Genomic DNA, 13,187 nt, shown 5'->3' with positions numbered 1-13,187 from the left:
GCGTCAGGCTCCGAGATAGGCGGCGACGACGTCGGGATGCTGCTGCACCTCGGCCGGCGAGCCCATCGCCAGCACCCGGCCGTAGTTCAGCGCGATCACACGGTCCGAGACGCGGTTGACCAGCGACATGTCGTGCTCGACCATCAGCACGGTGATGCCGAGCTCGCTCTTCATGTCGCGGATCCAGAACGACATGTCATCGGTCTCCTCGACATTCAACCCCGACGAGGGCTCGTCGAGCAGGATCAGCTTCGGCTCGGAGCAGAGCGCGCGGGCAAGCTCGATCACCTTGCGCACGCCGTAGGGCAGACCCGAGATCAGCTTGTCGCGATAGGGCTCGAGATCGAGGAACTCGATCACCTGCTCGACGCGGCGCCGGTGCAGCTTCTCGTTCGCGCGCACGCTCGGCAGGAACAGCAATTCCTGCCAGAGTTGCGTCGTCGAGTGACGGTGACGCCCGACCAAGAGGTTCGCGAGCACGGTCGCATTCTCGAACAGCTCGATGTTCTGGAAGGTGCGGGCGATCCCGAGCCTTGCGATGTCGTAAGGCGGCTGTTCCGTGATGTCCTGGTCCTCGAAATAGATACGGCCCGCGGTCGGGCGGTAGATCCGCGAGATCAGGTTGAAGATCGAGCTTTTTCCGGCGCCGTTCGGCCCGATGATGGAGAGGATCTCGCCCTTCTCGACCGCGAACGAGACCGCGTCGACCGCTTTGAGGCCACCGAAATGCAGCGACAGGTTATCGGCGCGGAAATAGCTCATCGGTTCCGCTCCGACTTCACGTAGATCTTCTGGCGTTTGAAGGTCGCGCGCTTGTAGAGCGGGAAGAGCTGGAAGAAGAGTTTGATCTTCAGCCAGCGGCCATAGAGGCCGAGCGGTTCGAACAGCACGAACAGCACGATGATGATGCCGTAGATCGCGCCCTTCAGGCCGTTGAGCGAGGCGAAGGCTGCGACTTTCGACTGGACGTTCGCCGCGCTGTCGGCGCTCGCCCCGAAGGTCGCGGCGATGCCGGCAATGATGCCCGGCATGTCGTCCTTGAGGTAGGTCAGGAACGGATCGATCATCACGATGAAGATCGCCCCTAACACCGCGCCGTGCAGGCTGAACGTGCCGCCGATCAGGATCACGATGATGAACTCGATCGAGAGCTGGAGCGTGAACATCTCCGGCGAGATGAAGGAGAGCTTGTGCGCGAACAGCACGCCGGCAAAGCCGGTGATCGCCGCCGAGATCGCAAAGGATTTTACCTTGTAGAGCGCGACATTGACGCCCATGCTGCGCGCCGCCGTCTCGGAGTCGCGGATCGCGACGAAGGCCCGCCCCGTCGGCGAGCGCAACAGGTTGAGCGTGCCGACGATGGTCAGAATCAAGACGGCGAGGCACAGGAAATAGAACGTCGGACTGTCGCGCGGCACGCCGGCGCCGAGCAGCGACAGCGCCTTGATGCGCATGCCCTCATTGCCGTTGGTGACGCTTTCCCAGCGCGCCAGAATTTCCTCGACGATGAAGGCAAAGGAGATCGTGGCGATGACGAGATAGATGCCCTGGAGGCGTAGCGCAGGGAAACCGACCAGCGCGCCGATCAATCCGGTCAGGAGCCCTGCGGCAAGGAAGTAGACCGGGAACGGCACGTTGTATTTCTGCAAATAGGCGGCTGTGTAGGCCCCGATTGCGAGGAACGCAGCATGCCCGAGCGAAGCCTGCCCGGTGAAACCGGTGAGGATCAGCAGCGCCACGCCGACGGTCGCATAGATGCAGACGAAGACGAGCTGGCTCATCAGATAGCTGGAGAGCACGTAGGGCGCGACCAGCAGCACCGCGATCAGGAGCCCGTAGGAGACCAGGTAGCCCGAATGCGGGAACAGTCGGATGTCGTCCTCGTAGTCGGTCTTGAACAGGAAGCGCATGGCGTTCAGACCTTCTTGCGGACGTGAAGGCCGAACAGGCCTTCGGGCTTGAGCAGCAGCACCGCCAGCAGCACGAAGTAGGGCGCGACGTCCTTCCAACCCTCCGGCAGATAGAAGCCGGCCATGCTCTCGATCACGCCGATCAAGACGCCGCCGACGACCGCGCCCGGTATCGAGCCGAAGCCGCCGAGCACGGCGGCGGGAAAGGCCTTCAGCCCGAGCACGAGCCCGACATTGGAGTGAATGAAGGTGATCGGGGCCAGCAGCACGCCGGCGCAGGTCGCGACCGCCGCACTGATGGCCCACACGATCGACACGATACGCTTCACGGGAATGCCCATGTAGTAGGCCGCGAGCATGTTCTCGGAGCTGGCGCGCATCGCAGTGCCGAGCGTGGTCTTGTTGAAGAAGACATAGAACAGCGCGCAGAGGATGACAGTTGCCGCGATCACGGACAGCTTGTCATAGGCGAGTACCAGCGCGCCGATGCGCAGCACACCCTGGCTGAACGGCGTCTCGATCTTGAAGTCGTCGGTGCCCCAGATCATCCCCGCGATCGAGCGCAGGAAGTAGCCGAGCCCGATGGTTGCCATGATGATGGAGAATTGCGGGTAGCCGAGGATCGGCCGCACCACGATGCGTTCGGCGAGCATGCCGAACAGCGCCATGGCGGCGACCGCGCCGGCGAAGCCGACCCAGTAGTTCAGGCCCATCATGCCGATGAAGGTGAAGGCGAAGAAGCCGCCCAGCATCATCAGATCGCCCTGGGCGAAGTTGACGACCTCGGTTGCCTTGTAAACGAGCACGAAGCCAAGCGCGATCAGGCCGTAGACGCAGCCGAGTGCAATGCCACTGACCAGCTGCTGAACGAAGTCCAGCATCGCCGAGCATCCTCCCCGATGCGATCTTGCGGCTCTTGGCGGCCGTCTCGTCGCATCTTCTGTCCAGTCGCTACGCGATCATGTGAGTCGCGGAAAAGCGTCATTTGCCCGGCACAATTCAGCCTGAACCGCCAAGCGCTGTCAATAAAGGGAGAGGCGGATGCAACCGTGCCGGATGACGGAATTTGTGGCAGGATGATTCACCGTGCCGAAACATCTTCAGATCAAGGTCGCGAGCGATGCGAAACCGTATGGTGTGGCCGTCATGAAACCGGACAGCTCGGCGCTGAGCGTACGAGGGTTAACGAAGCGTTTTGACCGTTTGGCGGTCGATTCCCTCGATCTCACCATTCACGCCGGTGAATTCTACGCGCTGGTCGGCCCCAACGGCGCCGGCAAGACCACCACCCTGCGCATGGTCGCAGGGTTGCTGCGGCCCGATGCCGGCGCGGTGTCGATCTTCGGCATCGATGCACTGGCCGATCCCGTGGCCGCCAAGCAGGTGATGGCGTGGGTGTCGGACGAGCCGATGATTTATGACAAGCTGACGCCGCCCGAATATCTCGAATTCGTCGCCGGCCTCTGGGGCATTGCGCCCACCGTCTCGGAACCTGTGGCGCAGGAGCTATTGAACTCGCTCGGCCTTGCGCCGCACCGCCACGAGCGTTGCGAGGGATTTTCCAAGGGCATGCGCCAGAAGGTGGCGCTTGCCGGCGCGCTGGTGCACGACCCCCGCCTCATCATTCTCGACGAGCCGCTGACCGGGCTCGACGCCGTCTCCGCCCGCCATGTGAAGGGCCTTTTGGCCGAGCGCGTCCGCGCCGGCTGCACCGTGATCATGACCACGCACATTCTCGAGGTCGCCGAGCGCATGGCCGACCGGATCGGCGTGATCGCGTCAGGCAGTCTGGTTGCCGAAGGCACGCTCGCCGAACTGCGCCAGCAGAACGGCCACACCGACACCAGTCTCGAGGATCTCTTCATCGCGCTGGTCACGCTGGAGGCTGCCGCCGCATGAACTCGGCGACAGCATTGTCGTGGTTTGCCCGCCACGAGCTCAGGCTCGCCTGGCGCGAATGGCTCGCCATGATGACGGGCCAGCGCAAGCGGAAGCGCGCCGCCGTGATCGGCCTGGTCGTCTTTGCCGCGCTCCTGCATCTGCCGGCCTGGGCCGTGATCAGCCGCTTCGCCGGACTTCGATTGCCGCTCGACAAGCCGTCGCTGATCGTGATCACGGCGACGATCGCGCTCGCCTGGGCGCTGATGCTGTCGCAGGCGATCGAATCGGTGACGCGGGTATTTTACGTCCGCGCGGATCTCGATCTCATCATGTCGTCACCGGCAACGCTCACCAACCTGTTTTCGGTGCGCATCGCCGCGATTGCGCTCGCAATCACGGCGATGGCGCTGTTGTTCTCCACGCCCTTCATCGACGTGCTGGTGATCTGGGGCGGGCCGCGATGGCTCGCGGCGTTCGGCGTGGTCATCGCCATGGGGCTGTCGGCCGCGGCCATCGCGATCGCGATCACGATCCTGCTGTTCCGGCTGATCGGCCCGGCGCGGACCCGCTTCATCGCGCAGATCCTCGCCGCGATCATCGGCGCGGGTTTCGTCATCGCGCTCCAGATCGCCGCGATCATCTCCTACGGCACGCTATCGCGCTTCGCGGTGCTGACCTCGGATGCCACGGCCAGCCATGCGCCCGACGTCGACAGCATCGTCTGGTGGCCTGCGCGGGCCGTGATGGGCGACAACGAGGCGCTGGCGCTGCTGCTCGCGCTCGGCCTCGTCATGCTGGGCGGCGTGATGGCGCTGTTCTCGGGCCGCTTCGCCGACACCGCAATCGACGCCGCCGCCCGCGGCACGACCGGCCGTCAGACCCCGCGCGAGCGGCCTTTCCGCGCTGGCTCGCGTGCCCAGGCGCTGCGGCGCAAGGAGTTCATGCTGCTGTGGCGCGATCCCTGGCTGATCTCGCAAACCTTGATGCAACTGCTCTATCTGGTGCCGCCGGCGCTTCTGCTGTGGCGGAGCTTTGCCGGCAGCTCTGCAGCGCTGGTGCTGATCTCGCCCGTCATCGTGATGGCCGCAGGACAGCTTGCCGGCGGTCTCGCCTGGCTGACGATTTCGGGCGAGGACGCCCCCGATCTCGTCGCGACCGCCCCGCTGTCGCCCTCACGCGCCATCCGCGCCAAGATCGAGGTCGTGCTGATCGCGATTGCCGCCATCTTCGCTCCGCTGATCGCAGCACTTGGCTTTACCTCGCCGCTCCAGGCGGCGATCACGGCAGGCGCGATCATCGTCAGCGCGGCGTCGGCCACCGCGATCCAGCTCTGGTTCCGCGTGCAGGCGCGGCGCAGCCAATTCCGCCGCCGCCAGACCTCGTCGCGCCTTGCGACCTTCGCCGAGGCTTTTTCCTCGATCGGCTGGGCAGCCACCGCCGCGCTGCTGCTCGCGCTTCCCCTAGCCGGCCTCGTCAGCGGCCTGATCACCGCAGGCCTCGTCGCCGTCACCTGGAGGTTCAGCCCGCGGCGGGAGTGACGCCTGCGACACTGACGCGCTGTTGATCGGCTGCCGTTGGCCGCAGGCGGAATTGCACGCTAGACTTCCCCGACGTCATGGGGGACGGATCTATGTGGCGACTCCTAACCGCGATCCTCACACTGCTCGGCGCTTCCCTCGCGCCTGCGACGGCCCAACAGCCACAGCGCAGCGAGTGCCTGGCAATGGCCAACGCGGCGCCGCGCGCGCTGCCGGTCGCCTTTCGGCAAGCGGCGAATGCCGCCGAGGTCGAGATCACCTATGCCGGCCATTCCACCTATTTCATCGACACGCCCGGCGGCTTACGCATCGCGACCGATTATAGCGGCGCCTATCAGGTCGGCCGGCTGCCCGACGTCGCCACCATGAACCGGGCGCACAGCACGCATTACTCCTTATATCCCGACAAGCGCATTCCCCATGTGCTGCATGGCTGGGGCGAGGACGGCAAGCCGGCGGTGATTTCCGAGCGCATCGGCGACACCTTCATCCGCAACGTCACCACCGACATCCGCCGCTACTTCGGCGACGATGCCGGCACCGATATGATCCGCGACGGCAATTCGATCTTCATCTTCGAGGTCGCGGGCCTCTGCATCGGCCATCTCGGCCATCTCCACCACAAGCTCGACGACAGCCATTTTGCCCAGATCGGCCGGCTCGACATCGTCATGGTGCCGATCGATGGCACCTACACCATGTCGCTAGACGGCATCTCGGAGATCACGAAACGCCTGCGAGCCTCGGTCGTGCTGCCGATGCACCGTTTCGCCACGCCGCTCGACGACTTCATGCGCCGGATCGGCCGCGACTTCCAGATCGACCGGCGCCTGGAACGCTCCTTGCGCATCTCGCGGGATTCGCTGCCGGGCACGCCGACGGTGATCATCCTCGACGGCGTGTGAGGGGCTCCCGCGCAATTTTCTCCAAGCCGGTTGCCGTCTGCGCGTGATGGTATCTCCGCAGAAACGGAGGCCGACATGACCGACTTTGTCAGATTTCTGCACGCCGACGGGCCCAACCCCGAGCACGCGCAAGCGCTAAGGCTTTACGGCCAGTTCATCGGCGATTGGGATGCCGAGATCACCGCGCACGCGCCTGACGGCGCCACCCATCGCGCGGCCGGCGAGATCCATTTCGGCTGGGTGCTGGAGGGCCGGGCCGTCCAGGATATCTGGATGATCCCTCGCCCCGCCGGCGCACCACCGTTCCCGATCGCCGGCAATTGGTACGGCACGACGTTGCGCGTGTACGATCCGACCGTCGACGCCTGGCGGATTTTTTGGCTCGATCCCGGCCGCAGCGTGTTCCGTCAGCAGATCGGCCGTCGCAGCGGCGCCGACATCGTGCAGGAAGGCACCACCGACAACGGCGACCTGTCACGCTGGAGCTTTACGGAGATCACCGAAAATGCGTTCCGCTGGCGCGGCGAAGCCAAGCCGGCCACGGCTCCGGACTGGCGGCTGGTGGTGGAAGTGAAGGCGCGGCGGCGCCAGGCGGCCTGATGCGCTCTCGCCGAAGGGCGCGGTTGCGCAACACGCGCTGCCGCGCAGCGCCCCCGGATGCTAGCCTTATCGGCAACGACAATCAGGGGAGCGAATGCCGATGGCCGCGAGCAGCGTGCCCGCCAACAAGAGCGGGCTCTTTGCCGACCCGCGCGAGGACTGGCTCGCGCTGCACCAGGAAGAGATCATCGATCCCTCGCGGCCGATCGTCGATCCCCACCACCACCTCTGGGATCGTGGCGGACAGCGCTATTTGATCGAGGAAATGGCAGCCGACATTGCCTCCGGTCACAACGTCATTGCGACCGTCTATGTCGACTGCCGCTCGATGTACCGCGCGCACGGGCCTGAGGCCTTCCGCCCCGTCGGCGAGGTCGAGTTCGCGAGCGGCGTCGCCGCGATGAGCGCGAGCGGCGGCTATGGCAAGGCCGCGATCTGTGCCGGCATCGTCAGCCACGTCAATCTCCTGCTGGGCGATGCGGCAAAGCAGGTGCTGGAGGCGGAGATCGCCGCCGGCAACGGCCGCTTTCGCGGCATCCGGCATTCCTCCGCCTGGGACGAGGATCCGGTCGTCGCCGGCATGTATGCGAACCGGCCGAAGGGGCTGCTGGAGGACGCGACCTTCCGCCAAGGCTTTGCCTGCCTCGCGCCGCTGGGCCTGAGCTTCGACGCCTGGCTGTTTCATCCACAGATCGGCGAATTGACCGAATTGGCGCGCGCCTTTCCCGACACCAAGATCGTGCTCGACCATTGCGGCGGGCCGGCCGGCACCGGCCGGTTCACAGGTAGGCGCGAGGAGGTGTTTCCGGTGTGGCGGGCCGCAATCCAGGAGATCGCGAGATGCGAGAACGTCGTGGTCAAGCTCGGCGGACTTGCGATGTGCCTGCTCGGCTATGACTTCCATCTACACGAAAGGCCACCGTCTTCCGAGGAGCTTGCGGCGGCGTGGCGGCCTTATGTCGAGACCTGCATCGAGGCGTTCGGTGCCGAGCGTGCGATGTTCGAGAGCAATTTTCCGCCGGACAAGGGCCAGTGCAGCTACCAGGTGATCTTCAATGCCTTCAAGCGCATCGCGGCGCCGCTGAGCGAAGCCGAGAAGACGGCTCTGTTTTCGCAGACGGCGACCAATTTCTACCGGCTCGAACTGCCGTCGTGACATGAGAAGGGGCCGGGACGTCAGTCCCGACCCCTTTCGACGCCATTCGCTGGGAAGCGCCTTGGTAGAACTTGGCGTTAGCCGGCACCCATGAGGGTTGCGGGACGACGCTCGCCGGGCGAGAAGAACATCCGCTTCAGCTTGTTGACGACACGGACCATGAAGCCGATCAGTGCCGGATTGGTCTTGCGGCAGAAGGCGATCTTCTTGACGTGGCCCTCAACGTGCCATTTGGCATGCGCACCGTCGCGGAAGAAGATCACGTCGCCGACGCCGTAGCGCTTCGGCGGCATGCCTTCACTCTCGAGCACGATCGATCCTTCCAGGATCATGATGGTCTCGTCGAAATCGTAGTACCAGTTGAAGCGGCCTTCGGTGCAGGACCAGATGATGGTCGAGGCGGTGCCGTCGGCGCTGGTCGAGAGGATATGCGACCGCGACACCGGATTGCCTTCGATGATCCAGGACGGCTCGATCGGCCGCAGCTCCAGATCGACGGCACAGCTTCCGGTTTCAATCAATGCGCGCGACATCGGCATCCTCTGGAAATAGAATATGACTGGCTGGCCCAGGCCCCGGGCCGTTTCAAACAGTGCGATGACGCTAGAGGCCGTTTTTTAATTCTTCCTTACGCGGGCCCGGACAATCAGCCGCAAGTTGCATGTGCGGCGCGCCTAACGCGCCGATTTGCAGCGGATTCCGCGCATATGAACCCGCCTTTCGCGGGGTGCGACAAAATGCGCGGAATTCAACCAGGAAGGAGCCTGTCCGATGCCCCTCTTCCCCGAGGCCGTCAGCGCCAATAGCGAGGTTGCCGAGCAGCTCGCGGCTCTCGACGTCTCCCTTGATGCCGTCGACGGGCCGCCCGACTGGTTCTCCATCGACGGCATCGAGGCGCCCCGGCAGGTCGGCAGCGACGGCGCGGGCGGCACGTTCGTGCTGCTGCCGTCAAGCCATGTGCTCTATGCGTCGTCCGAGGGCCGCGCCGGGATCATCGCAACAACATTCGAGGACTTCATCCAGATCGTCGTCGCCTGTCCCTATTGGCTCGACATCCTCAAGTTCTCCGCCGGCGGCGACCTCGAGGAGATGCGGCGCGCGGCGGTCGCGCTGGAGGCGACGCTCGACGACGAGGACGACGTCAACGACGCGCGCGACACGATCCGTGACGCGTTCGACCTTCCCGCGCTAGAGGATCCCGTCGGCGCGCTCTATGAAGCGGTCGCCGCGTCCGACGCCATCGTGCGCGCGACCGACGGGAGTCCGTTCACCACGCTGTTCAACCGCTTCACGATCGACAGGAATCCGATGCTGCGCAACGCGGCGGCGTGAGGCTCGCAGCCTATTTCGTCCACTCGCCCTTGCGGAACACCGGCTCCTTGCTGCCGTCGGCCAAGATGCCGTCGATGTCGGTCTCGGCCGAGCCGATCATCCAGTCGATGTGGATCAGGCTCTGGTTGCCGCCCTGCGCCGCGATCTGCTGCGGCGTCAGCTTGGCGCCGTTGACGAAGCACTTCGAATAGCACTGGCCGAGCGCGATGTGCGAGGCCGCGTTCTCGTCGAACAGCGTGTTGAAGAACAACAGCCCGCTCTGCGAGATCGGCGAGGAATGCGGCACCAGCGCCACTTCGCCGAGCCGCCGCGCGCCCTCGTCGGTGTCGAGCACCTTGTTCAGCACCTCCTCGCCACGCGAGGCCTTTGCGTCGACGATCTTGCCGTCCTCGAAGCGCACGGCGATGTTGTCGATCAGCGTGCCCTGATAGGATAGCGGCTTCGAGCTGACGACGTGACCGTAGACGCGCCGGCAATGCGGCGTGGTGAAGACTTCCTCGGTCGGGATGTTGGCGTTGCAGCTGATGCCGTTCTTGGAGAGCGAGGCACCGCCTTCCCATTCATGACCATCGGCGAGGCCGATGGTCAGATCGGTGCCGGGACCGGAGTATTGCAGCGCGCGGAAACGCTTGCCGTTCAGCCAGTCCGTGCGCTCGCGCAGAACCGCATTGTGCTGCGCCCAGTTCGCCATCGCATCCTCGCGATCGACGCGGGACGCGGCAAAGATCGCATCTGCGAGCTTGCCGATCGCGATCTCCTCGGGATCATCGGGAAACACCTGCTTCGCCCAGGACGAGCTCGGATAGGCGATGATGTTCCAGTTGGTGTCGAAATTCACGATCTTTTCCAGCGCCGGCTGGTAGGCCATGGAATTGGCCTTGCTGGCTCGCGCCACCTTGGCGGGATCTTCGCCCGACAGCAGCATCGGATTGTCGCCGACGATGGCCAGCCGCGCCGTATTCTCCGAGAACGCCTTCGCCATGCCCTCGTAGAGCCAGCCGGCAGCGCGATCAAAACTATCGTCGTGACCGTGGCGGTAGCGCGCCAGCGTCATCTCTTCGTCCGACAGGATCGGTGTGACGATGCCCGCGCCGGCCTTGTAGGCGTGCACGGCGATGCGGCGTACCAAGGGCAGCGCGATCGCCGGTGCGGTCAGCAGCAGATCCTGGCCCGGCCGCAAGCCCAGGCCCACCTTCACCGCCACCTCGGCCAGCCGGTCGAGTTTTGCGGGATCGATGGGAGTTGAGGTATTGCGTTGATCGGTCATGCCGGATCCTCTGCTGACGGGCTCTGTTCCATCTAAGTCTAGCATCGCACGGCGCAAGTGCGCGAGCCAATTGCGCCCCGTGAGCCGAGATACGCAGTTTCACGCATCTTGGTTTTCAACACGTTGCCGCGCCGGCGGCCCGATTGAGCAACGCCAGGGGCATATTTCGGTGAGATAGGCGCCGCGATCGTGGCGCGGCTGCTTCAGCGCAGTCGCTACGAGCCGTCATCCTGTCGAAACTTTAATCCATCGGCACCGGCAGGTTGCTTTACCTCTAGCGTGAGGCGTCGATCGCCTTCGCATGACGAGGAGACCTTGATGTTGAAGTCGTTTCGTTCTGTTGCTGGAGCCGTGCTGCTTGCAAGCCTCGCGGCCGGCGCGATGTCGCCGGCGTCCGCCGCGCCGATCGGCCATCCTTTGGCGGTCGCACCATCGCAATCCGCAAATGTCGAGCAGGTCCGCTGGTACGGACATCGCGGCTGGGGTGGCGGCGCATTCGTCGGCGGCCTCGCCGCCGGCGCGTTGATCGGCGGTGCACTCGCTGCACCTTATTACTATGGTCCAGGCTATCCGCCTCCGCCGCCCGCCTATTATGCAGCACCACCTGCCGACGATGCGGTCGCCTATTGCGTGCAGCGCTACCGGTCCTTTGATCCGAACAGCGGCACCTTTCTCGGCAATGACGGCCGCCGTCATCCGTGTCCGTGACCACCTCGCCGTAACCGCCCGGGTGGGCGCGGCAATTGCGCCTTTGCCCACCCTGCGCAGATCCTGAACACCCCCTCCCCCGGTTCCATCGTCCGCGCCGCCCATCGGCGACATAGCTGGCATCTCTCCAGTTCAGAGCAACCGTCGTGATTGCGATGAACCAGGAGTGCGCTTCGATGGACTCATAGAATCCATACCCAATTGATATTGCCGTTTCAGATGCCTGATTTTGTCGTGAGGCCAGAGTCGTCGCAGTGCAGTTTCTGTTTAGCGATCATCTACTTGACACCGACAGGCGGGAGCTGAGCCGCGATCAGGTTCCCGTCGCAGTCGAGCCGCAGGTGTTCGATCTCGTCGTTCACCTGATGCGGAATCGCGACCGCGTGGTGACGAAAGACGAGTTGATCGACAAGATCTGGCTTGGGCGCTCGGTCTCGGAATCGACCCTGACCAGCCGGATCAATGCCGCGCGCAGGGCGATCGGCGATTCGGGCGCGAGCCAGGCGCTGATCCGCACCGTCGCGCGCAAGGGCTTTCGCTTCGTCGGCGACGTCGAGATGCGGAAAGGCCAGGCCAGCCCGGCCGAACCGGCCGGCCAGGCCAGGGAAGCCCCGGCCGCGCTGCCGCTGCCCGATCGCCCTGCAATCGCCGTGCTGCCCTTCACCAATATGAGCGGCGACCGCGAGCAGGATTACTTTTCCGACGGGATCAGCGAGGACATCATCACTGCGCTGTCGAAGCTGCGCTGGTTCTTCGTCATCGCGCGCAACTCCTCCTTCGTCTACAAGGGCCGCGCGGTGCACATCGGCGAGATCGCCCGCGAGCTCGGCGTGCGCTACGTCGTCGAGGGCAGCGTCAGGCGGAGCGGCGATCGGGTACGCATCTCCGCGCAGCTCAACGACGCCACAACCGGCAGCCATCTGTGGGCCGAGCGCTACGACCGCAGCATCGCCGACGTCTTCGCCGTGCAGGACGAGATCACTGACGCCATCGTCGCCGCGATCGAGCCGCAGCTCTACGCCGCCGAAAGCTTTCGCGCCCAGCAGAAACCGCCGGGAAGTCTGGATGCCTGGGATCTCGTCATGCGCGCGCTGTCGCATTACTGGCGCATCACGCGGGGCGACAATGTCGTAGCCCAGCAGCTGCTCGAGAAGGCGATCGCGATCGATCCGGCCTACGGCAAGGCGCTCGGCCTGCTTGCGACCAGCCACATGTTCGGCGCCCATATGGGCTGGGCCGCCATGGCGGCCACGCTGCCGGTCGCGGAGCGCGCAGCATTCGCCGCGGTCGAGGCCGACCGCGACGACGCCTGGGCCCATCACGGGCTCGGCTACACCTATCTGTTCCGGCGACGCTTCGACGACGCCATTGCCGCATTCGAGCTGGCGCTGCGGCTCAATCCCAATTTCGCGATGACGCATGCCTTCTACGGCGTGACGCTGTGCTATGCGGGCCGCTGGCAAGACGGCGATGCGGCCGCGCGCCGCGCGCTGCGGCTGAGCCCGCGCGATCCCTTCTCGGCGATCTACTGCGGGGTCGCTGCCTATGCGCAGTTCATCGGCCATCGCTACGAGGAAGCGATCCAGTTCGCGCGCGAGTCGCTCAGGCAGCGCAGCGATTTCGTCGGCGCGCATCGCGCGCTGACGGCCGCCGCCGGCATGCTCGGCAATCGCGAGCTGGCGGCCTCCGCACTCGAGGGCCTGCGTCGCGCCCAGCCCAACGTCTCGCTCGCCTGGATCACCAGCGAGCTGCCGATGCAGCGCGCCGAGGATCGCGAGCATTATCTCGAGGGCTTGCGGCGGGCGGGATTGCAGTAGAAGTCGGGGCCGCATTGACCGCGCCCCCTCTCCCACAAGGGGAGCAGGGAACGCAGCGCGCTGCTTGGCTACT

The 13,187-nt window shown here is 65.0% G+C and carries 13 protein-coding genes; 8 read left to right on the top strand and 5 right to left on the bottom strand.

Annotated elements, in window-relative coordinates; genetic code table 11:
* Positions 1-3: 3 nt before the first annotated feature.
* From NLM33_RS33685 to NLM33_RS33675, 3 genes are read right to left on the bottom strand one after another with little or no spacing between them, the layout of a single operon-like run.
* Entirely contained in the window at positions 4-762 is a 759-nt protein-coding gene (locus NLM33_RS33685) for an ABC transporter ATP-binding protein (RefSeq protein ID WP_254102792.1), read from the bottom strand.
* Positions 759-1,910, bottom strand: a complete 1,152-nt coding sequence (locus NLM33_RS33680; RefSeq protein ID WP_254102790.1) for a branched-chain amino acid ABC transporter permease — start codon at positions 1,908-1,910, stop codon at positions 759-761. Before NLM33_RS33680 ends, NLM33_RS33685 begins: the two co-directional genes overlap by 4 nt.
* A gap of 5 nt (positions 1,911-1,915) precedes the next feature.
* Positions 1,916-2,791: a branched-chain amino acid ABC transporter permease gene (locus NLM33_RS33675; protein ID WP_254102787.1), complete on the bottom strand. Its 876-nt coding sequence runs from the start codon at positions 2,789-2,791 to the stop codon at positions 1,916-1,918.
* A gap of 265 nt (positions 2,792-3,056) precedes the next feature.
* Between NLM33_RS33675 and NLM33_RS33670 the strand changes: the two genes are divergently transcribed.
* The 5 genes from NLM33_RS33670 to NLM33_RS33650 all read left to right on the top strand — a co-directional run bounded on the left by NLM33_RS33670 (position 3,057) and on the right by NLM33_RS33650 (position 7,990).
* The gene (locus NLM33_RS33670) at positions 3,057-3,809 is read left to right on the top strand and encodes an ABC transporter ATP-binding protein (protein ID WP_254106027.1); all 753 of its coding nucleotides are present in this window, start codon (positions 3,057-3,059) and stop codon (positions 3,807-3,809) included.
* Positions 3,806-5,329 (top strand): permease, encoded by a 1,524-nt coding sequence (locus NLM33_RS33665; protein ID WP_254102785.1) that lies wholly within the window; start codon positions 3,806-3,808, stop codon positions 5,327-5,329. Before NLM33_RS33670 ends, NLM33_RS33665 begins: the two co-directional genes overlap by 4 nt.
* A gap of 92 nt (positions 5,330-5,421) precedes the next feature.
* Positions 5,422-6,234: an MBL fold metallo-hydrolase gene (locus NLM33_RS33660; protein ID WP_254102783.1), complete on the top strand. Its 813-nt coding sequence runs from the start codon at positions 5,422-5,424 to the stop codon at positions 6,232-6,234.
* A gap of 75 nt (positions 6,235-6,309) precedes the next feature.
* Positions 6,310-6,834: a hypothetical protein gene (locus tag NLM33_RS33655; RefSeq protein ID WP_254102781.1), complete on the top strand. Its 525-nt coding sequence runs from the start codon at positions 6,310-6,312 to the stop codon at positions 6,832-6,834.
* Positions 6,835-6,934: 100 nt separating this feature from the next.
* Positions 6,935-7,990, top strand: coding sequence for an amidohydrolase (locus tag NLM33_RS33650; RefSeq protein ID WP_254102779.1), 1,056 nt, complete (start codon positions 6,935-6,937; stop codon positions 7,988-7,990).
* 77 nt (positions 7,991-8,067) lie between these two features.
* On the opposite strand, the gene NLM33_RS33645 is transcribed toward NLM33_RS33650, so the two are convergent.
* Positions 8,068-8,523, bottom strand: coding sequence for a cupin domain-containing protein (locus NLM33_RS33645; RefSeq protein WP_254102777.1), 456 nt, complete (start codon positions 8,521-8,523; stop codon positions 8,068-8,070).
* Between the two features lie 238 nt (positions 8,524-8,761).
* Between NLM33_RS33645 and NLM33_RS33640 the strand changes: the two genes are divergently transcribed.
* Positions 8,762-9,322 carry a hypothetical protein gene (locus NLM33_RS33640; protein ID WP_254102775.1) on the top strand — a complete coding sequence of 187 codons (561 nt, stop codon included), beginning with the start codon at positions 8,762-8,764 and terminating at the stop codon, positions 9,320-9,322.
* Positions 9,323-9,332: 10 nt separating this feature from the next.
* Here the strand turns inward: NLM33_RS33640 and NLM33_RS33635 are convergent, their stop codons facing one another.
* On the bottom strand, positions 9,333-10,589 hold the full coding sequence (locus NLM33_RS33635; protein WP_254102773.1) for an aminopeptidase: 1,257 nt from the start codon (positions 10,587-10,589) through the stop codon (positions 9,333-9,335).
* 318 nt (positions 10,590-10,907) lie between these two features.
* Here NLM33_RS33635 and NLM33_RS33630 point away from each other — a divergent pair, with 318 nt between their 5' ends.
* The gene (locus NLM33_RS33630; RefSeq protein ID WP_371930009.1) at positions 10,908-11,297 is read left to right on the top strand and encodes a BA14K family protein; all 390 of its coding nucleotides are present in this window, start codon (positions 10,908-10,910) and stop codon (positions 11,295-11,297) included.
* A gap of 254 nt (positions 11,298-11,551) precedes the next feature.
* Complete coding sequence (locus NLM33_RS33625; protein WP_254102771.1) at positions 11,552-13,114, top strand: winged helix-turn-helix domain-containing tetratricopeptide repeat protein; 1,563 nt, start codon at positions 11,552-11,554, stop codon at positions 13,112-13,114.
* Positions 13,115-13,187: the final 73 nt, after the last annotated feature.

The sequence above is a fragment of the Bradyrhizobium sp. CCGUVB1N3 genome (assembly GCF_024199925.1).
Classification (GTDB): Bacteria; Pseudomonadota; Alphaproteobacteria; order Rhizobiales; family Xanthobacteraceae; genus Bradyrhizobium.
This window is presented reverse-complemented; position numbering and strand designations above follow the sequence as displayed.

Coding starts and splice junctions, on each gene's coding strand:
- NLM33_RS33650 (WP_254102779.1), top strand. CDS start 6,935: ATGGCCGCGAGCAGCGTGCCCGCCAACAAGAGCGGGCTCTTTGCCGAC.
- NLM33_RS33655 (WP_254102781.1), top strand. CDS start 6,310: ATGACCGACTTTGTCAGATTTCTGCACGCCGACGGGCCCAACCCCGAG.
- NLM33_RS33660 (WP_254102783.1), top strand. CDS start 5,422: ATGTGGCGACTCCTAACCGCGATCCTCACACTGCTCGGCGCTTCCCTC.
- NLM33_RS33640 (WP_254102775.1), top strand. CDS start 8,762: ATGCCCCTCTTCCCCGAGGCCGTCAGCGCCAATAGCGAGGTTGCCGAG.
- NLM33_RS33680 (WP_254102790.1), bottom strand. CDS start 1,910: ATGCGCTTCCTGTTCAAGACCGACTACGAGGACGACATCCGACTGTTC.
- NLM33_RS33685 (WP_254102792.1), bottom strand. CDS start 762: ATGAGCTATTTCCGCGCCGATAACCTGTCGCTGCATTTCGGTGGCCTC.
- NLM33_RS33630 (WP_371930009.1), top strand. CDS start 10,908: ATGTTGAAGTCGTTTCGTTCTGTTGCTGGAGCCGTGCTGCTTGCAAGC.
- NLM33_RS33675 (WP_254102787.1), bottom strand. CDS start 2,791: ATGCTGGACTTCGTTCAGCAGCTGGTCAGTGGCATTGCACTCGGCTGC.
- NLM33_RS33670 (WP_254106027.1), top strand. CDS start 3,057: ATGAAACCGGACAGCTCGGCGCTGAGCGTACGAGGGTTAACGAAGCGT.
- NLM33_RS33635 (WP_254102773.1), bottom strand. CDS start 10,589: ATGACCGATCAACGCAATACCTCAACTCCCATCGATCCCGCAAAACTC.
- NLM33_RS33645 (WP_254102777.1), bottom strand. CDS start 8,523: ATGTCGCGCGCATTGATTGAAACCGGAAGCTGTGCCGTCGATCTGGAG.
- NLM33_RS33665 (WP_254102785.1), top strand. CDS start 3,806: ATGAACTCGGCGACAGCATTGTCGTGGTTTGCCCGCCACGAGCTCAGG.